This is a genomic window from Chthonobacter rhizosphaerae (assembly GCF_013839525.1).
Lineage (GTDB): Bacteria > Pseudomonadota > Alphaproteobacteria > Rhizobiales > Pleomorphomonadaceae > Chthonobacter > Chthonobacter rhizosphaerae.
The window spans coordinates 243,196-267,312 of record NZ_JACDIS010000003.1; the positions used below are offsets into that span (position 1 = coordinate 243,196).

22 protein-coding genes are annotated in these 24,117 nt (G+C 70.5%); 9 read left to right on the top strand and 13 right to left on the bottom strand.

Going from position 1 to position 24,117, the window contains the following annotated elements:
* Window positions 1-9 precede the first annotated feature (9 nt).
* The gene (locus HND91_RS07365; protein ID WP_181705904.1) at window positions 10-489 is read right to left on the bottom strand and encodes a cupin domain-containing protein; all 480 of its coding nucleotides are present in this window, start codon (window positions 487-489) and stop codon (window positions 10-12) included.
* Between the two features lie 256 nt (window positions 490-745).
* Here HND91_RS07365 and thrC point away from each other — a divergent pair, with 256 nt between their 5' ends.
* The 4 genes from thrC to HND91_RS07385 all read left to right on the top strand — a co-directional run bounded on the left by thrC (window position 746) and on the right by HND91_RS07385 (window position 7,073).
* A complete protein-coding gene (thrC, locus tag HND91_RS07370) occupies window positions 746-2,158 on the top strand; it encodes a threonine synthase (protein ID WP_181705905.1) in 1,413 nt (470 codons plus the stop codon).
* Window positions 2,159-2,164: 6 nt separating this feature from the next.
* Complete coding sequence (locus tag HND91_RS07375) at window positions 2,165-3,445, top strand: M16 family metallopeptidase (protein ID WP_181705906.1); 1,281 nt, start codon at window positions 2,165-2,167, stop codon at window positions 3,443-3,445.
* Window positions 3,442-4,077, top strand: a complete 636-nt coding sequence (locus tag HND91_RS07380) for a GNAT family N-acetyltransferase (protein ID WP_181705907.1) — start codon at window positions 3,442-3,444, stop codon at window positions 4,075-4,077. Before HND91_RS07375 ends, HND91_RS07380 begins: the two co-directional genes overlap by 4 nt.
* A gap of 140 nt (window positions 4,078-4,217) precedes the next feature.
* Window positions 4,218-7,073: an EAL domain-containing protein gene (locus tag HND91_RS07385; protein WP_181706076.1), complete on the top strand. Its 2,856-nt coding sequence runs from the start codon at window positions 4,218-4,220 to the stop codon at window positions 7,071-7,073.
* Window positions 7,074-7,350: 277 nt separating this feature from the next.
* Here the strand turns inward: HND91_RS07385 and HND91_RS07390 are convergent, their stop codons facing one another.
* The 8 genes from HND91_RS07390 to coxB form a co-directional block, all read right to left on the bottom strand.
* Window positions 7,351-8,121, bottom strand: coding sequence for an SURF1 family protein (locus HND91_RS07390; protein WP_181705908.1), 771 nt, complete (start codon window positions 8,119-8,121; stop codon window positions 7,351-7,353).
* Complete coding sequence (locus HND91_RS07395; RefSeq protein ID WP_181705909.1) at window positions 8,118-8,513, bottom strand: DUF983 domain-containing protein; 396 nt, start codon at window positions 8,511-8,513, stop codon at window positions 8,118-8,120. Before HND91_RS07395 ends, HND91_RS07390 begins: the two co-directional genes overlap by 4 nt.
* A 141-nt stretch (window positions 8,514-8,654) precedes the next feature.
* Complete coding sequence (locus HND91_RS07400; RefSeq protein ID WP_181705910.1) at window positions 8,655-9,524, bottom strand: cytochrome c oxidase subunit 3; 870 nt, start codon at window positions 9,522-9,524, stop codon at window positions 8,655-8,657.
* Window positions 9,525-9,595: 71 nt separating this feature from the next.
* Window positions 9,596-10,201 (bottom strand): cytochrome c oxidase assembly protein, encoded by a 606-nt coding sequence (locus HND91_RS07405; protein WP_181705911.1) that lies wholly within the window; start codon window positions 10,199-10,201, stop codon window positions 9,596-9,598.
* A gap of 12 nt (window positions 10,202-10,213) precedes the next feature.
* Window positions 10,214-10,372, bottom strand: a complete 159-nt coding sequence (locus tag HND91_RS07410) for a hypothetical protein (RefSeq protein ID WP_181705912.1) — start codon at window positions 10,370-10,372, stop codon at window positions 10,214-10,216.
* A 3-nt stretch (window positions 10,373-10,375) separates the two neighbouring features.
* Window positions 10,376-11,320 carry a heme o synthase gene (locus tag HND91_RS07415; protein WP_181705913.1) on the bottom strand — a complete coding sequence of 315 codons (945 nt, stop codon included), beginning with the start codon at window positions 11,318-11,320 and terminating at the stop codon, window positions 10,376-10,378.
* Window positions 11,321-11,510: 190 nt separating this feature from the next.
* Window positions 11,511-13,124, bottom strand: coding sequence for a cytochrome c oxidase subunit I (gene ctaD, locus HND91_RS07420; RefSeq protein ID WP_181705914.1), 1,614 nt, complete (start codon window positions 13,122-13,124; stop codon window positions 11,511-11,513).
* Window positions 13,125-13,215: 91 nt separating this feature from the next.
* On the bottom strand, window positions 13,216-14,055 hold the full coding sequence (coxB, locus tag HND91_RS07425) for a cytochrome c oxidase subunit II (protein WP_181706077.1): 840 nt from the start codon (window positions 14,053-14,055) through the stop codon (window positions 13,216-13,218).
* Window positions 14,056-14,555: 500 nt separating this feature from the next.
* Between coxB and HND91_RS07430 the strand changes: the two genes are divergently transcribed.
* The 5 genes from HND91_RS07430 (at window position 14,556) to HND91_RS07450 (ending at window position 18,771) form a co-directional block, all read left to right on the top strand.
* Entirely contained in the window at window positions 14,556-15,071 is a 516-nt protein-coding gene (locus HND91_RS07430) for an invasion associated locus B family protein (RefSeq protein ID WP_181705915.1), read from the top strand.
* 61 nt (window positions 15,072-15,132) lie between these two features.
* Window positions 15,133-15,738, top strand: a complete 606-nt coding sequence (locus tag HND91_RS07435; RefSeq protein ID WP_181705916.1) for a pyridoxamine 5'-phosphate oxidase family protein — start codon at window positions 15,133-15,135, stop codon at window positions 15,736-15,738.
* A 175-nt stretch (window positions 15,739-15,913) separates the two neighbouring features.
* The gene (tldD, locus tag HND91_RS07440; protein WP_181705917.1) at window positions 15,914-17,338 is read left to right on the top strand and encodes a metalloprotease TldD; all 1,425 of its coding nucleotides are present in this window, start codon (window positions 15,914-15,916) and stop codon (window positions 17,336-17,338) included.
* A gap of 165 nt (window positions 17,339-17,503) precedes the next feature.
* Window positions 17,504-18,376, top strand: coding sequence for an invasion associated locus B family protein (locus HND91_RS07445; protein ID WP_181705918.1), 873 nt, complete (start codon window positions 17,504-17,506; stop codon window positions 18,374-18,376).
* Between the two features lie 176 nt (window positions 18,377-18,552).
* Window positions 18,553-18,771, top strand: coding sequence for a DUF2093 domain-containing protein (locus HND91_RS07450; RefSeq protein ID WP_181705919.1), 219 nt, complete (start codon window positions 18,553-18,555; stop codon window positions 18,769-18,771).
* A gap of 317 nt (window positions 18,772-19,088) precedes the next feature.
* Here HND91_RS07450 and lpxK read toward each other — a convergent pair whose 3' ends face one another.
* From lpxK to HND91_RS07470, 4 genes are read right to left on the bottom strand one after another with little or no spacing between them, the layout of a single operon-like run.
* Complete coding sequence (gene lpxK / locus HND91_RS07455) at window positions 19,089-20,117, bottom strand: tetraacyldisaccharide 4'-kinase (protein WP_181705920.1); 1,029 nt, start codon at window positions 20,115-20,117, stop codon at window positions 19,089-19,091.
* The gene (locus tag HND91_RS07460) at window positions 20,114-21,430 is read right to left on the bottom strand and encodes a 3-deoxy-D-manno-octulosonic acid transferase (RefSeq protein WP_181705921.1); all 1,317 of its coding nucleotides are present in this window, start codon (window positions 21,428-21,430) and stop codon (window positions 20,114-20,116) included. The genes lpxK and HND91_RS07460 overlap by 4 nt, the downstream gene beginning before the upstream one ends.
* Window positions 21,423-22,139, bottom strand: coding sequence for a lysophospholipid acyltransferase family protein (locus HND91_RS07465; RefSeq protein ID WP_181705922.1), 717 nt, complete (start codon window positions 22,137-22,139; stop codon window positions 21,423-21,425). The genes HND91_RS07460 and HND91_RS07465 overlap by 8 nt, the downstream gene beginning before the upstream one ends.
* Window positions 22,136-24,016, bottom strand: coding sequence for an ABC transporter ATP-binding protein (locus HND91_RS07470; protein ID WP_181705923.1), 1,881 nt, complete (start codon window positions 24,014-24,016; stop codon window positions 22,136-22,138). The genes HND91_RS07465 and HND91_RS07470 overlap by 4 nt, the downstream gene beginning before the upstream one ends.
* Between the last annotated feature and the right edge of the window lie 101 nt (window positions 24,017-24,117).

Sequence of the window (24,117 nt, forward strand, 5' to 3'; positions counted from 1 at the left end):
CACCGACCCTCAGTAGGGCCGGCCGTCCTTGCGGGTGAACACCCAGCGGCCGTCGACGAGGTCGGCGACGAGGTCGTCCCTCGGGTAGGTGCCGGTGTCGCCGGGGGTGCGGTCGCCGATCTCCAGGTAGACCACGTCCCGGTCGGTCCGGTTCACCAGCTGGTGCGCGACGCCGTTCGCCGGGAAGCCGGCGCACATGCCGGGCGACAGCACCACCTCGCGATCCTCGGTGACGAGCACCGCTTCGCCTTCCAGGATGTAGACGAACTCGTCCTGCCGGCTGTGCCGGTGGAGGAGCGCTGACTCGCCGCCGGGAAAGAGCCGGGTGAGGTTCACGCCGAAGTTGGAAAGGCCGAACACGTCGCCGAGCTGGCGCTTCTCGCGCCGGTTCATGCGGCTGGCGAAGGGCTCGGGGTAGTTGGACGGCCTGATGCGCGGCGCCACCTCGGCGGCGCGGACGGCGAGCGGCTTGTCCTCGTCTGCTGGCATGATCGTCTCCGGGGCCGGACGGGCCGGATGGTTATGGGATCTGCGATCCTTCCAGAGCGGCGAGCCGTCGTCAAAGGCGGCCCGGCGGCGGCGGACCGGGCGCGGGGCGGCGGGATCCGCCGGCCCCGTGTCGCGTCCCGCGCCTTGCGGCGAGGGCGGCGGACGTCTAGGGTCGGCCGAATGGGAGGACCCGTTCGCCGGCGTGAGAGGACGCCGGCGGGCCCGTCATCACTCGATCCTGGGACCAGCGCTTCCCGTGAAGTATGTGAGCACCCGCGGCACCGCGCCCGCGCTATCGTTTTCCGAAGTCGTCCTCGCCGGTCTCGCCCGTGACGGCGGCCTCTACGTGCCGGAGCGGTGGCCGACCCTCGACGCCGGCACGATCGCCGGGTTCGCCGGCAGGCCCTACGAGGACGTCGCCTTCGCGGTGATCTCGCCGTTCGTGGACGGCGACATCGCGGACGCCGACCTGAAGCGGATGATCGCCGAGTCCTACGCGCCGTCGGTGTTCCGCCACCCGGCGGTGACGCCGATCGTGCAGCTCGCCCCGGGGCACTTCCTGCTGGAGCTGTTCCACGGACCGACGCTCGCCTTCAAGGACGTGGCGATGCAGCTGCTCGCCCGGCTGATGGACCACGTGCTCGGCGAACGCGGCCAGCGCGCCACCATCGTGGGCGCCACCTCGGGCGACACGGGCGGCGCGGCCATCGAGGCGTTCCGCGGGCGCGAGAACACGGACATCTTCATCCTCTTCCCGCACGGCCGGGTCTCGGCGGTGCAGCGGCGGCAGATGACGACCGTGCCGGACGACAACGTGCACGCCATCGCGCTGGAGGGAACCTTCGACGACGCGCAGGCGATCGTGAAGGGCATGTTCAACCACTTCGCCTTCCGCGACCGGGTGCACCTGTCGGGCGTGAACTCGATCAACTGGGGCCGCATCGTCGCCCAGGTGGTCTACTACTTCGTGGCGGCGGCCGCGCTCGGCGCACCGCACCGGGCGGTGTCGTTCACGGTGCCGACGGGCAATTTCGGCGACATCTTCGCCGGCTACGTGGCCAAGAAGATGGGCCTGCCCATCGACAAGCTGGTGATCGCCACCAATTCCAACGACATCCTCGCCCGCACGGTGGAGACCGGGCGCTACGAGGTGAAGGGCGTGCACCCGACCATCTCGCCGTCCATGGACATCCAGGTCTCGTCCAACTTCGAGCGCCTGCTGTTCGAGGCGACCGGGCGCGACGGCCACACCGTGAAGCGCATGATGGACCAGCTGCAGCAGTCCGGCGCGTTCGGGGTGCCGGAGCCGGCGCTCAAGGCCATCCGGGCCGAGTTCGCGGCGGACCGGGCCGACGAGGCGACGACGGCGGCGGTGATCCGGCGGTTCAAGAAGGAGGCCGGCATCCTGCTCGACCCGCACACGGCGACGGGCGTCGCGGTGGCGGAGGGGCTGATGACGGCGGGCGTGCCCATGGTGACGCTCGCCACGGCCCACCCGGCCAAGTTCCCGGACGCGGTGGTGGCGGCGAGCGACATCTTCCCCGCCCTGCCGGCCTGGCTGGGCGATCTGATGGGCCGCCCGGAGCGGCAGAGCGTGGTCTCGAACAGCCTGGAGGCGGTGGAGGCCTTCGTGCTCGATCGGGCGAGAGCGGTGAACGCGGAGGCGTGAAGGCGTATGGCGGTCGAGGTTACGGAGCTTCCGAACGGGATCAAGGTCGTCACCCACGACATGCCTCATCTGGCCTCCACGGCGCTCGGCGTCTGGGTGGGGGCGGGGTCCCGGTCCGAAGAGGCGTCCGAGAACGGCATCTCGCACCTTCTGGAACACATGGCCTTCAAGGGCACGTCGACCCGGACGGCCGTTGAGATCGCCGAGGAGATCGAGAATGTGGGCGGCGAGGTGAACGCCGCCACGTCGATCGAGAACACCAGCTACTACGCCCGGGTGCTGGCCGGGGACGTGCCGCTGGCGCTCGACATCCTGGCGGACATCCTGCAGGACTCCCTGTTCGACGCGGAGGAGCTGACGCGCGAGAAGCACGTGATCAGCCAGGAGATCGGCGCGGCGCTGGACACGCCCGAGGACCTGGTGTTCGACCACTTCCAGGAGGCGGCCTTCCCGGGCCAGCCGATCGGCCGGCCGATCCTCGGTTCGGTGGAGACGGTGTCGAGCTTTTCCGACGGCGACCTGCGCGGCTATCTCGCCAAGCACTATACCGGCGGCAACACGGTGATCGCCGCCGCCGGCAAGCTGGACCACGACGCGCTGGTGGAGCTCGCCACCGAGCGGTTCGCGGGCTTCGCGCCCACCACCGGCGCGGCCGAGGCGCCCGCCAGCTATCTCGGCGGCGAGCGGCGCGAGGAGCGCGACCTGATGGAGGCCCAGCTCGTGCTCGGCTTCCCGGGCTCGTCCTACTACACGGACGACTACACCACGGCCCAGATCGCCGCCTCCGTGCTCGGCGGCGGGATGTCGTCGCGGCTCTTCCAGGAGGTGCGCGAGAAGCGCGGCCTCTGCTATTCGATCTACGCCTTCCACTGGGGCTTCCGGGACAGCGGCGTGTTCGGCATCTCCGCCGCCACCGGCGAAACCGACGCCCACGACCTGGTGGAGACCACCCTCGACGAGGTGGGCAAGGCGATCGGCGGCATCACCGAGGCGGAGGTGTCGCGCGCCAAGGCCCAGCTGCGGGCCGGCCTGCTGATGACGCTGGAGAGCCCGGCCGCCCGAGCCGGCCAGCTGGCCCGGCAGATGATGGTCCACGGCCGGCCGATGCCGCTGGACGAACTGGTGGCCAAGATCAACGCCGTGACGCCCGCCATGGTGGGCGACTTCCTGGCCCGCACGGTGGGCACCGGGTCGCCGACGCTGGCGGCCATCGGCCCGGTGTCGGGGGTGCCGTCCCTGTCCGCCATCGCGGCCCGGTTCGGCACCAGACCGGCGAGCGCCGCATGAGTCTCCTGCACGTCGTCGGCGAGGCAGGACCGGTTCTTCGGAGCGACCGCGTCCTTCTTCGTCCGCCCGTGCTTGCCGATCACGCCGCCTGGGCGACGCTTCGCGAGGAGAGCCGCCTGTTCCTGCAACCGTGGGAACCCATCTGGCCCGCCGACGATCTCACCCGGTCCGCCTTCAAGCGCCGGGTGAAGCTCTACCAGCGGGCGGCACGGGAGGACCTCGGCTACGCCTTCTTCCTGTTCGGCGCCACCGGCGACCATCCGCTCCTCGGCGGCATCACGCTCTCCAACGTGCGGCGCGGCGTGATCCAGTCGTGCTCGCTCGGCTACTGGATGGGCGAGCGCCACGCCGGCCGGGGCTACATGGCCGAGGCGGTGCAGGCGGTGATCGCCCACGTGTTCGACGACCTGAAGCTGCACCGGCTGGAGGCCGCCTCCATCCCGCACAACGTCCGCTCCATCCATCTCCTTGAAGCCGCCGGATTTCGGCGCGAAGGTTTCGCGCGCAGCTATCTGCTGATCGACGGTCGCTGGCAGGACCACATCCTGTTCGCGCTGCTTTCCGACGACCCGAGGCCGGCCTACCGTCGCGCGACCGCGGACGTGGCCTCGGCCCGACCCATACCGGCCTGAACCGGCCGGCTCTCCACCGGTCTCTTCGGGCCGAGGTTTGATCGCCGCCTGCGGATTAACTATCGTGCCAACGCCGAAGCGGCGGCCAGTCGCGCGTCTTGAGACGGAGTTGTGATTCCTTGGCTATCGTCCGCCGACTGATGGTGGTGTGCGCCCTCGTCCTCGCGGCGGCGGGCATCGCGCCCGCCCACGCGCTGGAGCCGGTCTCGGTGCCGGTGGAGACGCTCGCCCTCGACCTCTCCAACGCCATCGAATACCGGCGCGAGTCGACCGAGACGATCCAGGTGTCCACGGCTCCCGGCCCGGACGGCATCGTCCGGCGCATCGAGGTGCGCTCGCGCGGCACGGAGGCCAATCCCACCTGGGTGGTGTTCCACCTCGCCAACAACACGGACCAGCAGCTCGACCGGCTGATCGTGGCGCCGCACTTCCGGCTGGCCGGATCGGGCCTGCTGTGGCCGGACCTCGGCGCTTCGCGCATCGCCGCCATCACGCCGAGCCAGGGCTTCGCCCCGGAGCGGCAGCCCAGCCAGGACGCGGACGTGTTCCTGGTGACGCTGGACCCCGGATCGGTGGTGACCTTCGTGGCGGAGCTGCGGACGCGCGACCTGCCGCAGGTGACGCTCTGGCAGCCGAACGCCTACAAGGACAGCGTCAACGCCTACACGCTCTACCGGGGCATCGTGCTCGGCATCGCGGGCCTGCTGGCGCTGTTCCTGACCATCCTGTTCGTCGTCAAGGGATCGATGATGTTCCCGGCGACCGCGGCGCTGGCCTGGGCGGTGCTGGCATATCTGTGCATCGACTTCGGCTTCTGGAACAAGGTGTTCCATGTGGAGGCCGGGGCCGACCAGCTCTATCGCGCCGGGTCGGAGGTGATGATCGCGGTCACGCTCGTGATCTTCCTCTACGCCTATCTGAACCTCAACCGCTGGCATGTGCGCTACAGCCACGTGGTGCTGATGACGCTGCTCGCGCTGTCGGCCCTGTTCGGCGTGGCGGTCTACGACCCGTCGATCGCCGCCGGCATCGCCCGCATGGTTCTGGCGGGCCTCGGCGTGCTGGGCTTCGTCCTGATCATCGCCATGTCGCTGCGCGGCTACGACCGCGCCATCATGCTGATCCCCACGTGGCTGCTGTTCATCGCCTGGCTCGCCGGGACGGGGCTCACCCTCTCGGGCGAGCTTGTCAACGACCTGGTGCAGCCGGCGCTCGCGGGCGGGCTGGTGCTCCTGGTGCTCCTCCTCGGCTTCACGGTGATGCAGCACGCCTTCGCGGGCGGCTCGATCGCCGACGGGCTGATCAACGACGCGGAGCGCCGGGCGCTGGCGCTGACCGGCGCCGGCGACATCATCTGGGACTGGGACGTGACCCGCGACCGGATCTACACCTCGGCGGAGGCGGAGGAGAGCCTGGGCTTCAAGCGCGGCGCCCTGGAAGGCCCCGCCCGCGACTGGCTGGAAGTGCTGCACCCGCAGGACCGGGACCGGTTCAAGGCGACGCTGGACGCGGTGGTGGAGGTGCGGCGCGGGCGGCTGGCGCAGACCTTCCGGCTGCGCGCCAAGGACGGCCACTACCAGTGGTTCCGCCTGCGCGCCCGCCCGATCCTCGGCAACGACGGCGAGGTGATCCGCTGCGTCGGCACCCTCCTCGATGTAACCGACGCCAAGACGGCGCAGGAGCGGCTGCTGCACGACGCCGTGCACGACAACCTGACCGGCCTACCGAACCGGGAGCTCTTCCTCGACCGTCTGTCCGCCGCCATGACGCGCGCGCAGGCGGACGCGGCGGCCCGGCCGGCGGTGTTCCTGATCGACATCGACCGGTTCCGGCAGGTGAACGAGTCGCTGGGCCTTTCGGTGGGCGACAGCATCCTCCTCACGGTCGCGCGCCGGCTGGGGCGCCTCCTGAAGCCGCTCGACAGCCTGGCCCGGCTGGAGGGCGACCACTTCGCCATCATCCTCGTTTCGGAACAGACGCCGGAACGGGTGGCGGCCTTCGCGGACGCTGTGCGCCGGGCGATCCGGGCCGCGATCGCCTTCGGCGAACGGGAGATCTTCCTCACCGCCTCCATCGGCATCGCCATGTACGACCGCGAGCAGCGGGAGCCGGACGACATCGTGAAGAACGCCGAGGTGGCGGTGGCCTTCGCCAAGCGGCTTGGCGGCGACCGGATCGAGACGTTCCGGCCGTCGCTCCGCATCGCGGCGGGCGACGCCCTGACGCTGGAGGCGGACCTGCGCAAGGCGCTGGAACGCGACGAGATGAAGGTCTACTACCAGCCGATCGTCCGGATCGAGGACCGCTCGGTGGCGGGCTTCGAGGCGCTGCTGCGCTGGGATCACCCCAAGCGCGGCCGGATTCCGCCCACGGACTTCATTCCGGCGGCCGAGCGCAGCGGCCTGATCGTGCAGCTCGGCCTGTTCGTGCTGGAGCGGGCGGCCAAGCAGCTGGACGCGTGGCACCAGTCGCTGCCGGGCGGCGACAAGCTGTTCATGAGCGTGAACGTGTCGAGCCGGCAGCTGCTGCGGCACGACCTGATCAACGACGTGAAGGCGGTGCTGGCCCGCGCATCGCTGCCCAAGGGGGCGCTGAAGCTGGAGCTGACCGAAAGCCTGGTGATGGAGAACCCCGAGTTCGCCACCCAGGTGCTGGCCCGGCTGAAGGAACTGGGCGCCGGGCTGGCGCTCGACGACTTCGGCACGGGCTTCTCGTCCCTCGCCTATCTGCAGCGCCTGCCGGTGGACACCCTGAAGATCGACCAGAGCTTCCTGAAAGGGAACGGCCGCAACCGGCTGGTGATCCTGAAATCCATCATCACGCTCGCCCATGACCTGGGGATGGACGTGGTGGCCGAGGGCGCGGAGACGGACGCGGAAGCGGCCGAACTGGCGGGCTTCGGGGCGGACTACGCGCAGGGCTATCTCTACGGCCAGGCGATGACCGCCGACGACGTGAAGAAGATGATGGAGAAGGCCCAGAAGGCGCGGGCGTGAGGACGCGCGTGGGTTGGGCGTCGAGTTGGGCGTCGGGTGATCACCGCGGGCCGCGGCCGGTCTGGGACGGGCGTGTCGGCGCAGGTTGACTGACGACACATTCGAGCGGGTGCCTGGAGAGATGCGTGGGTGGTCTGCCTTCGCAGACCATGACGGAGGTGGTCTGCCTTCGCAGACCAATACGGAGGTGGTCTGCCTTCGCGGACCATGACGGACCGGGGCGCGGGGTGGCTTGGGATCACCTGTCGCGTCGGGATCGGTCCCGAGCCGCGCGCCCTCAGCCCCGCCGCAGCAGCTTGCGGGCGAGCGCCACGTAGACGACGGCGAGGGCGGCGGCGAGGCCGTACCAGGTGACCACGTACTGCAGGTGGTTGTTGGAGAAGGTGATCACCGTCTCCCCGCCCTGGGGCAGCCCGCCCGGCAGGTCCGCCGCGAAGGCGTCGACCGTGAACGGGGCGACGCGCGCCGGATCGAGGCCCGCCGCGACGGCCATGCGGGCGGGATCGCGCACGAACCAGACATTGCGGCTCACGTCCGGCTTCGGGCTCAGCCAGGAGGGCTCCTCGGCGGGCCGCATCAGGCCGGCGATGGTCACATCGCCGGGGATCTGGCTCTCCGGCCGGGTGCTGGCGTCCTTGCGGTCGAGCGGCACGAATCCCCTGTTGACGAACACCCAGCGACCATCGGCCAGCATGGCGGGCGTCATCACGAAATAGCCCTGGCCGCGAAGAGGCCCTTTCGGCTGGGTGAGGGCGATGAAGACGTGGATCTCGCGGCTGTGGTCGTAGCGGCCGGTGAAGGACACGGGGCGGTACTCGACCTCCTCCGCCGTCAGGTCGGCCCAGGTTTCGGGGGCCGGCAGCGGCTGCGGGGGCGAGGCGAGGCGCTCCTCCACGCGGGCGATCAGCGCCTGTTTCCAGTGGAGGCGCTCCACTTGCCAGGTGCCGAGGGCGATCAGTACGGCGAGGGCGGCGGCGGTGGCGACGGTGAGCCAGACGAGGCTGCGGCGCGGGGCGGCGGCGCCGGGGGCGTGCGGATGGGTGCTCATGCGCCGGCCTCCCCGGAGCCGCCATGGCGGCTTTCGGCGGCCCTGTTGCGGTACTGGAGCGCCACCATCAGCCCCTTCAGGGGCCTGAGGCCGCCGATGCAGAGGACGAGCGTCAAGGGCAGCCAGAGCAGCGCGTGGATCCAGAGCGCCGGCTGCCAGGTGACCTCCACATAGAGCGCCAGGGCCACGATGACGAAGCCGGCGATGAGGATGACGAAGACCGCCGGACCGTCGCCGGCGTCGATGAAGCCGTAGTCGAGGCCGCAGGCGGTGCAGGACGGGGCTGTGTCGAGGAAGCCGGAGAAGAGCGGGCCCTTGCCGCAGCGGGGGCAGCGACCGCCGAGACCGGCGGAGACGGGCGACACGGCCGGAAAAGGGACGGTCTCGGACATCGGCTTGCCTCCGGTTGTCGGCGCGCGGGCGGGCGCACGCGGGCGGGTGGGCTGAAACGCGGACGGCGCGGAGGGAGGCCCTCCGCGCCGCTCGAGGTCATGCCGGCGCGCCGATCACGGGCGCACCGATCTCATGAACGATCACTCGTGGAAGGTGGCGCCCCAGGAGCCCCACACGTAGATGGCGGCGAACAGGAAGAGCCAGACCACGTCGACGAAGTGCCAGTACCAGGCGGCGGCTTCGAAGCCGAAGTGCTTCTGCGGCGTGAAGTGGCCCTTCATGGCGCGGATCAGGCAGACGATCAGGAAGATCGTGCCGACCACCACGTGGAAGCCGTGGAAGCCGGTCGCCATGAAGAAGGTGGCGCCGTAGATGTTGCCCGAGAAGCCGAAGGCGGCGTGGCTGTACTCGATCATCTGAACGTAGGAGAACAGGACGCCGAGCGCTACGGTGGCGGCGAGGCCCCAGATCAGGCCACGGCGGTCGTTGTGCAGGAGCGCGTGGTGCGCCCAGGTGACCGTGGTGCCGGACAGGAGCAGGATCAGGGTGTTGAACAGCGGCAGGTGCCACGGGTCGAACACCTCGACGCCCTGCGGAGGCCAGGTGCCGCCGGTGTGCTCCAGGCGCAGGACCTGGTGCGGCTCGGCCGGGAACAGGCTGGCGTCGAAATAGGCCCAGAACCACGCCACGAAGAACATCACCTCGGAGGCGATGAACAGGATCATGCCGTAGCGCAGGTGCAGGCTGACCACGCGGGTGTGGTAGCCGGCGTGGCTCTCCTTCACGGTGTCGCGCCACCAGCCGAACATGGTGTAGAGGACGATCGCCAGACCGACCAGGAACAGCCACGGCTGGGCGATGTTCGCGCCGGCGAACATCAGTTCGCCGCCCGAGTTCCAGCGCATCAGGGCGATGCTGCCGACCGCCATGAGGAAGGCACCCACCGAGGCGATGAACGGCCACGGGCTGGGGTCTACAAGGTGATAGTCGTGGTTGTTGCTTCCAGCCATTTTCCTCTCCCGGTGCCCGGGCCGCGGATGTCAGGGTCGGCGGCTCGGCAGGTCGGTCCTCTTGACGGTGGTCAAAGACGCTTGTTGTCGGCCGGGACCGCGATCCCGGCAACGGGCTTCTCCGCCGCCTTCGCGGGGAAGAAGGTGTAGGACAGGGTGATCGTCTTCACCGACGCGGTGTCGGCGTCGTCGACGATCGCCGGGTCGACGTAGAAAGTGACGCCCATCTCGATCTCCTCGCCCGGCTCCAACCGCTGCTCGGTGAAGCAGAAGCAGGCGATCTTGGAGAAGTAGGCGCCCGAGGCGTCCGGCGTCACGTTGAAGGTGGCGGTACCGACGGACGGCTCGTCGGAGATGTTCTTGGCCCGGTAGTTGATCGTGCGCATCTCGCCGATCTTCAGCGTGACGGCGCGCTGGTCGGGCGTGAACGACCACTTGAGGCCGGGAGCGACGTTGGCGTCGAACCGGACGGTGATGTCGCGATCGAGGACCTGGACCCCGTCGGCGCCGGATACGATCTGCGGCGTGCCGCCGTAGCCGGTGACGCGGCAGAAGAGATCGTAGAGAGGCGCCGACGCGTAGGCGGCGCCTACCATGAAGCAGGCGAAGCTCGCGCAGGCGATGGCGACGGTCCGGTTGCGCCGGCCGGTCGGATCATGGCTGTCAGGAGCGGTCATCCGAGGTCTCCGTCAGATCGCCCGGCTGGCGATATTGCCACCCAGCTTCACGATGGTCACCAGATAGAAGAGCACGACGAGGCCGACGAGGAAGAGCGCGATCGCGATCGACCGCGTCCGGCGCTTGCGCTTCTGTTCCGGCGTGAGTTCGATCAGGTCGCGGTCGTCCATGGGTCACGCTCCCGCCAGGTGGAGCACGGCGAGATGTTCCACGAGGAGCACGGCGAAGAGCGCGAAGAGATAGAGGATCGAGAAGAAGAAGAGCCGCATGGCGGCGGTCCGGGCCGCCGGCCCCTCGGTGATGCGCGCCACCTGGACGGCGAGGGCGAGGAAGACCACGCCGAGCACGGCCGCGACGGCGCCGTAGGCGAGACCCGCGAAGCCGAGCAGGGTGGGCAGCACGCCGATGGGCGCGAGGAGCACCGAGTAGAGGACGATCTGGCGGCGGGTGGACCCCGGCCCGGCCACGACTGGCATCATGGGCACGCCCGCGCGGGCGTAGTCGTCGGACTTGACGAGCGCCAGCGCCCAGAAGTGCGGCGGCGTCCACATGAAGATGATGAGGAAGAGGACGATGCTCTCCACCGACACGGCGCCGGTGACCGCGGCCCAACCGATCATGGGCGGGAAGGCGCCCGCGGCGCCGCCGATCACGATGTTCTGCGGCGTGCGCCGCTTCAGGCCCATGGTGTAGACGACGACGTAGAAGAAGATCGTGAAGGCGAGGAGCGAACCGGCCACCCAGTTCACCGCCACGCCCAGCACCATGACGGACAGGACCGACAGGACCACGCCGAACTGCAGCGCCGCGGAGGCCGAGATCCGGCCGTCCGGCACGGGCCTGCGGGCGGTTCGGCTCATGACCCGGTCGATGTCGGCGTCGTACCACATGTTGAGGGCGCCGGACGCCCCGGCACCGACCGCGATGGCGAGGAGACCCACGAAGCCGATCAGCGGATGGACGCCGCCGGGCGCCAGCACCATGCCGGTGAGCGCCGTGAAGATGACGAGCGACATCACCCGCGGCTTCAGAAGTTCGAAGTAGTCGCCGACCGACGCGGAACCGCCGGTCCATTCGACCCGGCCCGTCGTCATCGATCGATCGTCAACCAAAGCCATCTGCTCGCCTCTAGCTCGCGGACGTCCCGGCGGGCGGTTCGGCCGCCCCAGAAGGGACTGTCAGGTCAGGTACCGTCGTCGGAGGCCGGCCCGATCGGCCGGCTCGGCCCGGCCGGCCGCCCGAAGGACGGCGCCCGGCCCGGTTTCGTCAGGACGGGGGACGCCGAGCGTCCCCCGTCCCGTGCTCGTCTCAGTGAGCGTCGCCCTTGATGACGGGCAGCTTCTCGAACTGGTGGAACGGCGGCGGGGAGGACAGGGTCCACTCCAGGGTCGTCGCACCGGCGCCCCACGGGTTGTCGCCCGCGATGCGCTTCTTCTGGAAGGCCTCGAACACCAGGTAGAGGAACAGGATCACCGACAGGCCCGAGATGTAGGAGCCGATCGAGGACACGAGGTTCCAGCCCGCGTAGGCGTCCGGATAGTCGGCGTAGCGGCGCGGCATGCCCTGCAGCCCGAGGAAGTGCTGCGGGAAGAAGATGAGGTTCACGCCGATGAACATCATCCAGAAGTGGGCGTTGGCCAGCCGCTCGCTGTACATGTAGCCGAACATCTTCGGGAACCAGTAGTACCAGCCCGCGAAGATGGCGAACACGGCGCCCAGCGACAGCACGTAGTGGAAGTGCGCCACCACGTAGTAGGTGTCGTGCAGCACCCGGTCGAAGCCGGCGTTGGCGAGCTGCACGCCCGTGACGCCGCCGACCGTGAACAGGAAGATGAAGCCGATCGCCCAGATCATCGGGGGCCGGAACTCGATGGAGCCGCCCCACATGGTGGCGATCCACGAGAAGATCTTCACGCCCGTCGGCACCGCGATCACCATGGTGGCGGCGACGAAGTAGGCCTGGGTGTCGACGTCGAGACCGACCGTGTACATGTGGTGGGCCCACACGACGAAGCCGACGGCGCCGATGGCCACCATGGCGTAGGCCATGCCGAGATAGCCGAACACCGGCTTCTTGGAGAAGGTGGCCACGATGTGGCTGATGATGCCGAAGCCCGGCAGAATCAGGATGTACACTTCCGGGTGACCGAAGAACCAGAACAGGTGCTGGTAGAGGATCGGGTCACCACCGCCCTCCGGCGCGAAGAAGGTCGTGCCGAAGTTGCGGTCCGTCAGCAGCATGGTGATGCCGCCGGCGAGAACCGGGAGCGACAGCAGCAGCAGGAAGGCGGTCACGAGCACCGACCAGGCGAACAGCGGCATCTTGTGCAGCGTCATGCCCGGGGCGCGCATGTTGAAGATGGTGGTGATGAAGTTGATCGCGCCGAGGATCGACGAGGCGCCCGAGACGTGCAGCGACAGGATCGCGAAATCCATCGCCGGGCCGGGGGTGCCGCTGGTGGAGTACGGCGGGTAGATGGTCCAGCCGCCGGTGACGCCCGGAGAGCCGTCCGCGCCTTCCACGAACATGGACATGATCAGGAGGAGGAAGGACGGCGGCAGCAGCCAGAACGAGATGTTGTTCATGCGCGGGAACGCCATGTCCGGCGCGCCGATCATGATCGGCACGAAGAAGTTGGCGAAGCCGCCGATCAGCGCCGGCATGACCATGAAGAAGATCATGATCAGGCCGTGGGCCGTCGTGAACATGTTGTAGACGTTCGGGTCGCCGAAGATCTGCATGCCGGGCTCCTGGAGCTCCATGCGCATGCCGACCGAGAGCGCTCCACCGATGATGCCCGCGATGACCGCGAAGATCAGGTAGAGGATGCCGATATCCTTGTGGTTGGTCGAATAGACCCACCGTGTCCACCCCGTCGGGTGGTCATGGGATCCGTGGGCCCCATAGGCAGAGGTGGCCATTGTGGCGCTTCTCCATTCAGACTGGGACGGCGCGGCACCATAGCCGTCGCCGTTCGGACGCGATGTGACGTCGGGGGATGGCGGGCGCGCCTCAGCGCGCCGCGACCTTGGTCGTGTCGGTCTCAAAGGACGCCAGCAGCTGGGTGGCGGCGTCCATGTCCTCGGCCGCCGCGGCGAGCCACTGGGCGTACTGCTCGTCGCTCACGACGTTGAGCTGGATCGGCATGTAGGCGTGCCGCAGGCCGCAGAGCTCCGAGCACTGGCCGTAGTAGACGCCCGGCTGGTCCGCGCGGAACCAGGCCTCGTTCAGGCGGCCCGGAATGGCGTCGATCTTCACGCCCATCGCCGGCATGGCGAAGGAGTGCAGCACGTCGGCGGCGGTGACCTGGATGCGGACGACCTTCCCGACCGGAACCACCATCGGATAGTCCACCGCCAGGAGGCGCGGCTGCTTCACCGGGTCGGTGATCTGGTCTTCCTCGATCAGGGTGCTGTCGAAGCTCACCGCCTCGGCGTCCGGGTACTCGTAGGACCAGTACCACTTGTTGCCGGTGATCTTCACGGTCACGTCAGCGTTCGGGATGGTCTGCTGCTCGTAGAGCAGGCGGAAGGACGGCACCGCCAGCATGAGCAGGATCAGCACCGGCGCCACCGTCCAGATCACCTCGATCAAGGTGTTGTGCGACGTGCGGGACGGCACCGGGTTGGCCTTGGCGTTGAACTTCACGATCACGATGACCAGGAGCGCCAGCACCAGGAGGGTGACCGGCACGATGATCCAGAAGGTGAAGCTGCCGAAGCTGTGCACGTCGGCCATGACCGGACTCGCGGCCGGCTGCAGATACAAACCCCAGTCCACGGGCTGCGCCGCCTGAGCCGCGCCATGTCCCAGCGCGCCGAAAGTGGTGGCCAAGGCCAGCAGGCGCTTCATCGATTTCGTCACGTTTGGCTCCCTCACGACGCTGGACGATCGCACTCGGCGGCAAGCCGGGCGGACCGTCGCGGCGAACGACCATCGATCCTATCCGTTGACCCGGTGCCGCGTCGGCGGAATTCGGGCCGCTCCAGGCTGACCGGATCGTGGCGGCGGACCCTCCCTCGGCTCCGCGCCCGATCGCTGGCGGTCGGCATACATGGGCTCGAAACGGCTTGTCGAGCCACGATATTGACCTGGATCAAACTGATCGAGAAAAACCATATGGCGCGCCCGGCCGCAATGCCCCCAGGTGCCGCACGATGCGGCAAAGTTGCGCGTTCCGGCGGCGACTTCCGCCGCGATCCCTTCGCGCGTGACCGCGTTTCCATATAGTGTGATCAGCATCCCGCCGCAGAATCGCGCGATTCGCGAGGTTCATGACGCGGCGCGGAATGGCGACTATGGATGAAGCCGACCGTGATCGCTGCTCAATCCCCTGGCGGGTCCTGATACTAATGAAGAATACGAGACTGGTCCTCACCGCCGCGCTCGCCGGCCTTCTCGCAGCCGCGGCGGCGGCGTCTCCGAATCGTGCCCTCGCGCAGGGCGTGGTGAAGTCGTCCCACGGCGACTGGCAGATCCGCTGCGACCAGCCTCCCGGCGCGCGGGAGGAGCAGTGCGCGCTGATCCAGAACGTGACGGCCGAGGACAGGGACAATGTGGGCCTGTCGGTGATCGTGCTCAAGACCGCCGACAAGCAGGCGCGCATCCTGAGGGTGCTGGCGCCGCTCGGCGTGCTGATCCCCTCCGGCCTCGGCCTGCGGATCGACGACAAGGACATCGGCCGGGCGGGCTTCGTGCGTTGCCTCGCCAACGGCTGCTTCGCCGAGGTGATCCTGGAGCCGGACCTGATCCGGCAGCTGGAGACCGGCAAGACCGCCACCTTCATCATCTTCCAGACGCCCGAGGAAGGCATCGGCATCCCGATCTCGCTCGCGGGCTTCAAGCCGGGCTTCGACGCCCTCCCCTGATCCGGCCTCCCCCGATCCGGCCTTTTCGGCCCCGTCCGCGCCTCTCCTCCGGAGCCACCCCATGAAGATCGAAACGAGGGACGCCCTGCGGGCGCTCTACGGCCCGGCCGGCGCGCGGTCGGCGATGAAGCAGCTGCCCGCGCTCGACGCCCACTGCCGGCGGTTCGTGTCGCTGTCGCCCTTCGTGCTTCTGGCCACCAGCGGCGCCGACGGGCTCTGCGACGTGACACCGCGCGGGGACGCCCCGGGCTTCGTGGCGGTGGCCGACGACCGGACGCTGCTGCTGCCCGACCGGCCGGGCAACAACCGGCTCGACAGCCTGATGAACATCGTGGACCGGCCGGGGGTCGGGCTCCTGTTCGTCATCCCGGGGGTGGACGAGACCCTGCGCGTCAACGGCACGGCGGAGATCCGCACGGACGCCGACCTCCTCGCCCGGTTCGAGGTGGACGGGCGGGCGCCGCGGACCGTGCTGAGGGTGCAGGTTCTGGAGGCCTATCTCCACTGCGCCAAGGCCTTCATGCGCTCGCGCCTGTGGGATCCGGCCGCCCAGGTGGACCGGGCGGCGCTGCCCTCCATGGGCGAGATGCTGCGCGACCAGCTGCAGCTGAGCCACGCGGAGACCCAGGCGGAGATGCTGGAGCGCTACAGGGCGACGCTCTACTGACGCGGGGAGCCGGCGGCGCACGCGCCGCGTGCTGGCGGCGCGGGCGCCGACCGAGCGGCGCCTTGGTGCAAAGCGGCGCAAGGGTGCAAAGCGGCGCAAGGGTGCAAAGCGGCGGGCGAGACCCTATGTTGGGGCGAGTGCCGCCAACCACCCGCGGGAAGGCTTCAGGACCATCATGACCGCCGACAGCACCGATCTCTTCGCCCTCACAGGTCTCGACCCGGAGCGCGCCCGTCACATCGTGGCCGACGCGGTCGCGGACGCCGACGACGGCGAACTCTACCTGGAACGGACCCAGAGCGAGGTCCTGGCCTTCGACAACGGACGCCTGAAGACGGCCACCTACGAGGTGTCGCAAGGGTTCGGGCTGCGCTCCGTGGCCGGCGAGGCGGTGGGCTACGCCCACGCGGACGACATCTCCGAGACCGCGCTCCTGCGCGCAGCCTCGGCCGTCAGGGCGGTCTCGTCCGGCTATTCCGGGACGGCGGCCGAGCCGCCGCGGCCGACCAACCGCCGCCTCTACGGCGACGACAACCCGCTGGTGGCGCCGGTCTTCTCCGCCAAGGTGGATCTTCTCTCGGCGATCGACGCCTATGCGCGCGCCCGGGACCCGCGCGTGCGCCAGGTGACCGCCTCGGTGGCGGGGTCGTACAAGATCGTCGAGATCCTGCGGGCGGACGGCACCCGGGTGAAGGACATCCGGCCGCTGGTGCGGATCAACGTGTCGGTGGTGGTCGGCGACGGCGACCGGCAGGAGAGCGGCTCGTTCGGCGAGGGCGGGCGGACCGGCTACGACGCCTTCATCACGCCCGAGCGCTGGCAGGCGACGGTGGACGAGGCGCTGCGGATGGCGCTCGTGAACCTGGAGGCGCGGCCGGCCCCGGCGGGCACCTTCGACGTGGTGCTCGGCCCCGGCTGGCCCGGCATCCTGCTCCACGAGGCGGTCGGCCACGGCCTGGAGGGCGATTTCAACCGCAAGAAGACATCCGCCTTCTCCGGCCTCCTCGGCCAGATGGTGGCCGCCAAGGGCGTCACCATCGTGGACGACGGCACCGTGCCGGACGCGCGCGGGTCGATCTCGGTGGACGACGAGGGCACGCCGTCCCAGTGCACGACGCTGATCGAGGACGGCCGGCTCGTCGGCTACATGCAGGATCGGCAGAACGCCCGCCTGATGGGCGTGCCGGCGACCGGCAACGGCCGGCGGCAGTCCTACGCCCACGTGCCCATGCCGCGCATGACCAACACCTACATGCTGGGCGGCCAGCACGCGCCGGACGAGATCCTGGCGAGCGTGAAGGACGGCATCTTCTCCAAGTCCTTCTCCGGCGGCCAGGTGGACATCGTCTCCGGCAAGTTCGTGTTCGACTGCACGGAAGCCTACCGGGTGCGGAACGGCCGGATCGAGGAGCCGCTGAAGGGCGCCATGCTGATCGGCAACGGGCCGGACGCCATGCACCGCGTGAGCATGGTGGGCGACGACATGGCGCTCGACCGGGGCATCGGCACCTGCGGCAAGAACGGCCAGGGCGTGCCGGTCGGCGTCGGCCAGCCGTCGCTCCGGATCGACGCGATGACGGTGGGCGGCACCGAGACCTGACGGGCCGGGCGCGACCATCGTCATTTTCATCAACGGCGAATCGGATAGAGTGTGACGGGTCGCCGGATCCGCGCGCCGGTCGGGCGCGCGGCGGCGACCGGCCGCACGTGTCCGAGGACGACGGACCACGGGCGGGGCCGCGCCCTTCGTCCGGAATGCTCCCCGATGCTGGCCGGCCCCGGACCTCGCGCCTTCCCCGCCCGCCTCCCGCCGGTGCGCCCCCTGCTGGTCCGCCTCCTCGTCGCCTGCCTTCTCCTGGCCTGCCTGATCGCGACCGGGTCCGGTATCGGCGCGGCCCGGGCGGGCGCGACGAACCAGTCGACGATCGACGGCCCGGGGATCGGGACCCTTCTGGCGACCCACGGGGCCTGGGAGGTGCGCTGCGAGCCGGGCGCGCACCCGCTGGACATGAGATGCGCCCTCGTCCAGAGGGTCACGTCGGAGATGGATCCGGACGTCGGCCTGTTCGTGATCGCCCTGAAGAGCGCCGACGGCGCGACCATGCTGCGCGTGATGGCGCCGCTCGGCGTGCTCCTGGGCTCGGAGGTGTCGGACGAGGCCTGCGGCGTCCGGCGGCCGCGCGGCGGGCTAGGGCTGTTCGTCCGGCTGCCGATCTCGCCGCCGGTGGTCGCGCGCGTGGGCGCGGGCGGCGTCATCACGGCCGCGCTGCCGGACCGGATCCGGGCCGTGTCGGACGTGAAGCCCTGCGACACGGTGACGGTGCGGGGCGGCGGCGAGCCGCCCGGCCCGGTCCCGGTGGCCTCGACGAAGGACGGCACGGTGCGGCTGGAGGGCTACCGGGGGAGCCTCGACACCGTGACCCTGACATCGGTGACGGAATATATCGGGACGGCGCCGTTCCTGCGCTGTCTCACCTCGGGCTGCATGACCGAGGAAGTGCTGACCGGCCGGCTGCAGGCCAAGCTGGAGGCGGCGTCCTTCGCCTTCTTCGTCCTCCACAGGTCCGTGGATTCGCCGGGCATCGGCATCCCGATCTCGTTGAACGGCTTCCGGGAGGGCCTGATGGCCCTGCCGTGAGAGGGCGGCGGGGGCGGCCGTGGACGGTCTTGCATCCCGCGGGCGAAAGACCGATGTTTGCGCCACCAAACGCGTGGCCGTCGAGCCGGGGCAGAGCCCTCCGCCCGGCCGTGATCCGCACGACCCCGACAAGGGGCGGCCGGCAGGGACGGCCGACCTGGAGTAGACTGAACATCATGAACCGGATGGAATTCCCCGGCGGCGGGGGCGAGGCGCAGATCCGCTATCTCGACGGCGACTTCAAGATCCTGCGGCCCGGCTCCTACGTGCGCTGCTCCATCACCAGCCGGCCGATCCTCGTCCAGGACCTGAAGTACTGGAGCGTGGAGCGCCAGGAAGCCTATGTGGACGCGGAAGCCGCCCTGGAAGCCTACCGGCGGCACACCAAGGTCTGACCGACCGCACGGGAGCGGCATGGGCCGGGCGGCGCTAAGGCAATCGCTTTGCGGCGTTCAGCAACCTGTTCCCTCAGGGGGTCGGGGAAGCCGACGTTGCGGAGAACCTTGCTAAGCCGGTGGAGGGCCGAAGAGCCGGAAAGGGTCGTCTGTCTTGCACCCTTTCGGCGCCGGCGGTGCTCGCCGGGAACCGGAAGCCGCGCTGTCGGACCGAAAAAGACAACCCCTCCCCCGGCCTTCGGCCGGACCCTCCCCTGATGGGAGGGATGGCATGGCGCTTCAAGCGACTGCCCTCGCCGGTCCTGACCCGGTGGGCGTCACCGGGTCCGGCGCCAGTCCTCCACGATGTCGCGGAGCATCTGGCGGATCCGGTTCGGGTCGTCGAACCGACATGCCACGCCGAACACCATGGTGCGGCTGGCGAGATCGGCCCGCGGCCCCACGGCCGCGTGGCGGAGGCGGACCGCGTCCTTCTCGGTGGTGACCGGGAGGAGGTCGCGGCTCTCGGCGCGCCTGAGGATCGCCCGGGCGTCGTCGGCGGTGAAGTCGTGATGGTCGGGAAAGGGCATGGCGTCGACCACGTCCGCGCCCGCCTCGCGGAGCGTGCGGAAGAACTTCTCCGGCCGGCCGATGCCGGCGAACGCCAGCACGCGCGTGCCCCGGAAGGCGCTGCCTTCCACGGGCGCGAGGCTGGCCCGGAGCACCGGCCGGGCCGCGCGGGCGGCGGCCCGCACCACCGGCTCCGACCGGCGGCCCCCGTCGCCGAGGAGAAGCACGGCGTCGGTCCGGCGCATCTGGTCGAGAAGCGGCGCCCGGAGCGGGCCGGCGGGCAGCACGGCCCCGTTGCCGACCCCGACGGCGCCGTCCACCACCACCAGCGAGAAGCTCTTCACCACGGACGGGTTCTGGAAGCCGTCGTCCATGATGCAGAGCTGGACGCCGAGGCTGCCGAGGAGCGGATAGGCCGCCGGGCGGTCGCGGCTGACGATGGTGGGCGCGGATCGGGCGAGGAGAAGCGCCTCGTCGCCCACGTCCGCGGCCGGATGGCGCTCGTCGTCCACCAGCACCGGGCCCTTGAGGCGGCCGCCGTAGCCGCGGGTGAGGAAGGCGACCGACAGGCCCATTCCAGCGGCCACGTCGGCGAGCGCGAGCGCGGTCGGGGTCTTGCCGGCGCCGCCGACCACGTAGTTGCCGACGCAGAGCACGGGCAGCGGAGGTCGCTCGCCGGGCCGGTCCATGCGGCGGCGGGTGACGCCGCCGTAGAGGGCGGCGGCGGGGGCGAGGAGCACCGGATAGAGCACCGCCCGCCAGCCGCTCTCGGCCCACCAGAAGGCGGGCGCCTTCACGCTCCGGCCTCCGACCGGGCGGCGCGGGCCTCGGCGGCGAGCGGCGCCAGCATGGGCTCCAGGGCGGTCCAGGTGCGCTCGAGCGCGCCGGCGTAGCGCTGGACGACGGCGGTGGCGGCGTCCACCTGGGCCTCGCGGGGGCCGTCGTGGCGGACGAGGTCCTCCACGATGGCGGCGAGGCTGTCCGGGCCGTCCGCGAGGGCGGCGGCGCCTTCCTTCAGCATGGCGGCGAAGATGTCCTCGAAATTGGCCACGTGCGGGCCGCTGACGATGGCGGCGCCGAGGCGGGCCGGCTCGATGGGATTGTGCCCGCCGTGGGGCACCAGCGAGCCGCCCACGAAGGCGACCGTGGCGAGCCGGTAGAGCGTGCCGAGTTCGCCGACCGTGTCGGCCACGTAGACGTCGGTGCCGCGCGCCGGGAGCGCGCCGGTGCCGCGCTGGCAGGCCGAAAGCCCCCGCGCGCCGGCCATGGCGGCGACCGCGCCGCCGCGTTCCGGATGGCGCGGGGCCAGGATGAGGAGAAGGTCCGGCAGCCGGTCCTTCAGGCGCTCGAAGGCCTCCAGGATCACCTCGTCCTCGCCTTCGTGGGTGCTGGCGGCGAGGAGGACCGGCCGGTCGCCGACCGCCTGGCGAAGGGCGGCGGCGGCGGTGCGCCCCGCCTCCGGCACGGGGGCGTCGAACTTGATGTTGCCGACGCTGACGGCCCGGCGGACGCCGAGGGTCTCGAACCGCGCCGCATCCGCCTCGCTCTGGGCGAGACAGAGCGGGATGCGGCCGAACACCGCCGAGGCGGCGGCCGGGAAGCGCCGCCAGCCGCGGAAGGACCGGGCGGACATGCGGCCGTTGGAGACGACGAGCGGGATGTCGCGGCGAGCCAGGGCGCGGACGGCCACGGGCCAGATCTCGCTTTCCACGAAGATGGCGAGCCGGGGCGTCCAGGCGTCCAGGAAGCTCTCCACATAGGGCGCCATGTCGAGGGGCATGTACTGGTGGACGACGGACGCGGGCAGCTGCCGGCGCGCCATGTCGGCGGACGTGGTGGTGATGGTGGTCAGGAGGACGGCCACGTCCGCCTCGGCGACGCGGCGGACGAGAGGCAGGACCGCCACCGTCTCGCCGACGCTCGCCGCGTGCACCCAGACGACAGGACCGGGCGGCCGGGGGGCGCCCGGGACGCCGAGGCGTTCGCGCCAGCGGGTGGCGTCCTCCTTGCCGGCCCGGCGGCGGGCCGCCACCACGGCGCGGCCGACCGGCCGGGCAAGGCCGGTCAGACGGGCATAGGCACCGAGCAGGTGGTCGCCGACATCACGCATGGTCGAATTTCGATCTGGCCCCGGCGAGAGCGTAGGCCCGCGAGGTCACCCGGTCGAGGCCCTCCCGCACCGTCTCCCGGTAGACCTCGACCGCGGCGTCGTCCGCGTCCGCCGGCACGTGGATTGGGTCGCCGAGGACGAGGCCGGCCCTGCTGAAGGGCAGGCTCACGGAGGCGCTGTCCCAGCTGTCGATGTCCACGTTGCGGCTGGTCGCGAAGGCGACGGGGACGATAGGCCGGCCGGAGTGCTTGGCGAGCAGCACGATGCCGCGCCCGGCCACCCGGGCGGGACCCTTGGGCACGTCGGCGGTGAGCGCCACGCAGGCGCCCTCCCCGATCGCCGCCATGGCCTCGCGGAACCCCGCCGCGCCGCGCTTGCGGGCGATCTCGCGCGCGGACGAGGCGCCGGACGCCCGGATGAGGCCGAGGCCGAGGCGCTTGGCGGCGAGGGCGTTGATCTCCGCGTCCGCGTGGCTGGAGATCATCACCCGGAAATCCATGCCGGCCGGGCGGGCGAAGGGAACCATGAAGTGCTGGCCGTGCCACATGGCGACGATGAAGGGCGCCAGCGCGCGGGCGCGCGCGTCGAAATCGGCGGGCTCCACGGCGAGCCGGCTCGTGCGGCGCACGACCGTGAGATAGCCGGCGAGGAGATCGCCGAGCAGCCGCTGGATGGCGGGCGTGCGCAGGAGCCGCTTGCCGACCCTCATGGCAGCGCCGCCGCCCGGCTTTCGGCCGGGGCCGCCACCTCGGCCTCCGCCGGCGCGGCCTCGCCGGCGAGCTGGGTGCGGTGGAGGTGGGCGTAGAGGCCGCCCGCGGCCACGAGCGTGTCGTGGGTGCCGGTCTCCACCACGCGGCCCTTGTCCATGACGACGATCAGGTCGGCCTTCTTCACGGTGGAGAGCCGGTGCGCGATCATCAGCACGGTGCGCCCCTCGAACAGGGTGTCGAGGGTGGCCTGGACGCGCGCCTCGGAATTGGCGTCGAGCGCGCTCGTGGGCTCGTCGAGGAGCAGGATGGGCGAGCCGCGCAGCATGGCGCGGGCGAAGGCGATGCGCTGCTTCTGCCCGCCGGAGAGCATGCCGCCGGCCTCGCCGACGCGGGTGCCGTAGCCCTTCGGCAGGGCCGTGATGAAGCCGTGGGCGTCCGCGCCGCGGGCGGCCGCCTCCACGTCGGCGTCGGAGGCGGCCGGGCTGCCATAGGCGATGTTGGCGCGCACGGTGTCGTCGAAGAGGACCGGGTCCTGGGTGAGGAGCGCGGAGGCGCGGCGCACGCTGGCGAGCGTCGCGGTCTTGAGGTCCTGGCCGTCGATGAGGACCCGGCCGGCGCTCGGGTCGTAGAAGCGCAGGACGAGGTTGAGGAGCGTGGACTTGCCGGCGCCCGACGGCCCGACGAGGGCCACCTTGCGGCCGGCGGGGATGTCGAGGGTGACGTCCTCGATGACCGGGATGCCGGGCGCGTAGGAGAAGGTGACGCCCTCGAACCGGATCGCCCCGCCGGAGAGGACCAGCGGCCGGGCGCCCGGTGCCTCCACCACCTTCGGCGTCTCGTCCAGGATGGCGAACACCCGGCGCGCCGCGATGATGCCCTCGGACAGGAGGTTCTGCAGGCCGGCGAGCGACTTCAGCGGCTGGTAGATGAGCATGGCGGCGGCCATGAAGCCCATGAAGTCGCCGAGGGTGAGGCGGCCCTCGATGCCCTGCCAGCCGCCGTAGAAGATGGCGGCCGCGAAGCCGATGCCCGAGAGCCCCTCGGTGAAGGGGCCGGTGAGCGCGCGGGTGCGCTGGGTCTGCAGGTTGGCGTTCCGCGTGCGGATGATGGACGCGGAGGCGCGCTCGGCCTCGGCGCGCTCCTGATCGTAGGCCTTCACGACGCGGATGCCCTGGAGCATCTGCGACACCAGGGTGGCGATGTCGCCGGAGCCGCTGAGCGCCCGGTGGACCGACCGGCGCAGACGCTTGCGCTGGCGGCCCATCAGATAGATCGCGAAGGGCAGCGACATGAGCACCAGGAGGCCGAGCACCCAGTCGAGCCACAGCATGGCGAAGATGAGCGCGACCGACTGGAGGGCGTTGCGGGCGATGGCCGTCAGGGTCTGGGACGCGGCGTTGTTGACGATCAGGGTGTCGGACGCGAACACGCTGATGAACTTCGCCGAATGGGTGCTCTGGAGGAAGCCGAGGTCGGCGCCGGCGAGGCGCTGGAACAGGCGCTGGCGCAGTTCCGCGACGATCTCGCCGGAGATGCGCGCCTCGGTGATGCGGCCGAAGTATTCGGCGAGCGAGCGCAGGGCCATGGTCACGATGATGATCGGCGGCAGCGCGTAGAGGACGGCGAGCTCCTTGCCGACGAACACCCGGTCGGCGGCCACCTGCATGAGGAAAGGCAGCGCCCCCGTGGTGGCGGCCACGAACACCATGGCCAGCATGGCGCGGATGACCAGACGACGGCGCGGGATGATGAACTCGCGCACGATGCGCAGGACCACGTCGCGGCCGGACCGGTCCTGATCGCCGTCGTACCAGGCCGTGGGGGAGGACGCGTCCGGCACGCCGGCGGGCCGGGACAGGGTCGGGTCGGTGGACATGGGCGGAGCATTTACATGACGGCGCGCCGTTCCGCCATGGGGGACGGCGCGGAGGGAATCTTGCGGGGCGGACCCGACGGCCGGCGCGGGCTTCTGACCGG

What these genes read in the sequence shown, in the direction of transcription:
- HND91_RS07380 (WP_181705907.1), top strand. Translation starts at nt 3,442, where the DNA reads ATGAGTCTCCTGCACGTCGTCGGCGAGGCAGGACCGGTTCTTCGGAGC.
- HND91_RS07365 (WP_181705904.1), bottom strand. Translation starts at nt 489, where the DNA reads ATGCCAGCAGACGAGGACAAGCCGCTCGCCGTCCGCGCCGCCGAGGTG.
- HND91_RS07410 (WP_181705912.1), bottom strand. Translation starts at nt 10,372, where the DNA reads ATGGACGACCGCGACCTGATCGAACTCACGCCGGAACAGAAGCGCAAG.
- HND91_RS07470 (WP_181705923.1), bottom strand. Translation starts at nt 24,016, where the DNA reads ATGTCCACCGACCCGACCCTGTCCCGGCCCGCCGGCGTGCCGGACGCG.
- HND91_RS07430 (WP_181705915.1), top strand. Translation starts at nt 14,556, where the DNA reads ATGAAGAATACGAGACTGGTCCTCACCGCCGCGCTCGCCGGCCTTCTC.
- HND91_RS07400 (WP_181705910.1), bottom strand. Translation starts at nt 9,524, where the DNA reads ATGGCTGGAAGCAACAACCACGACTATCACCTTGTAGACCCCAGCCCG.
- HND91_RS07385 (WP_181706076.1), top strand. Translation starts at nt 4,218, where the DNA reads ATGGTGGTGTGCGCCCTCGTCCTCGCGGCGGCGGGCATCGCGCCCGCC.
- HND91_RS07415 (WP_181705913.1), bottom strand. Translation starts at nt 11,320, where the DNA reads ATGGCTTTGGTTGACGATCGATCGATGACGACGGGCCGGGTCGAATGG.
- HND91_RS07445 (WP_181705918.1), top strand. Translation starts at nt 17,504, where the DNA reads ATGCTGGCCGGCCCCGGACCTCGCGCCTTCCCCGCCCGCCTCCCGCCG.
- HND91_RS07450 (WP_181705919.1), top strand. Translation starts at nt 18,553, where the DNA reads ATGAACCGGATGGAATTCCCCGGCGGCGGGGGCGAGGCGCAGATCCGC.
- coxB (WP_181706077.1), bottom strand. Translation starts at nt 14,055, where the DNA reads ATGAAGCGCCTGCTGGCCTTGGCCACCACTTTCGGCGCGCTGGGACAT.
- HND91_RS07390 (WP_181705908.1), bottom strand. Translation starts at nt 8,121, where the DNA reads ATGAGCACCCATCCGCACGCCCCCGGCGCCGCCGCCCCGCGCCGCAGC.
- HND91_RS07460 (WP_181705921.1), bottom strand. Translation starts at nt 21,430, where the DNA reads ATGCGTGATGTCGGCGACCACCTGCTCGGTGCCTATGCCCGTCTGACC.
- ctaD (WP_181705914.1), bottom strand. Translation starts at nt 13,124, where the DNA reads ATGGCCACCTCTGCCTATGGGGCCCACGGATCCCATGACCACCCGACG.
- HND91_RS07375 (WP_181705906.1), top strand. Translation starts at nt 2,165, where the DNA reads ATGGCGGTCGAGGTTACGGAGCTTCCGAACGGGATCAAGGTCGTCACC.
- tldD (WP_181705917.1), top strand. Translation starts at nt 15,914, where the DNA reads ATGACCGCCGACAGCACCGATCTCTTCGCCCTCACAGGTCTCGACCCG.
- HND91_RS07465 (WP_181705922.1), bottom strand. Translation starts at nt 22,139, where the DNA reads ATGAGGGTCGGCAAGCGGCTCCTGCGCACGCCCGCCATCCAGCGGCTG.
- HND91_RS07395 (WP_181705909.1), bottom strand. Translation starts at nt 8,513, where the DNA reads ATGTCCGAGACCGTCCCTTTTCCGGCCGTGTCGCCCGTCTCCGCCGGT.
- HND91_RS07405 (WP_181705911.1), bottom strand. Translation starts at nt 10,201, where the DNA reads ATGACCGCTCCTGACAGCCATGATCCGACCGGCCGGCGCAACCGGACC.
- HND91_RS07435 (WP_181705916.1), top strand. Translation starts at nt 15,133, where the DNA reads ATGAAGATCGAAACGAGGGACGCCCTGCGGGCGCTCTACGGCCCGGCC.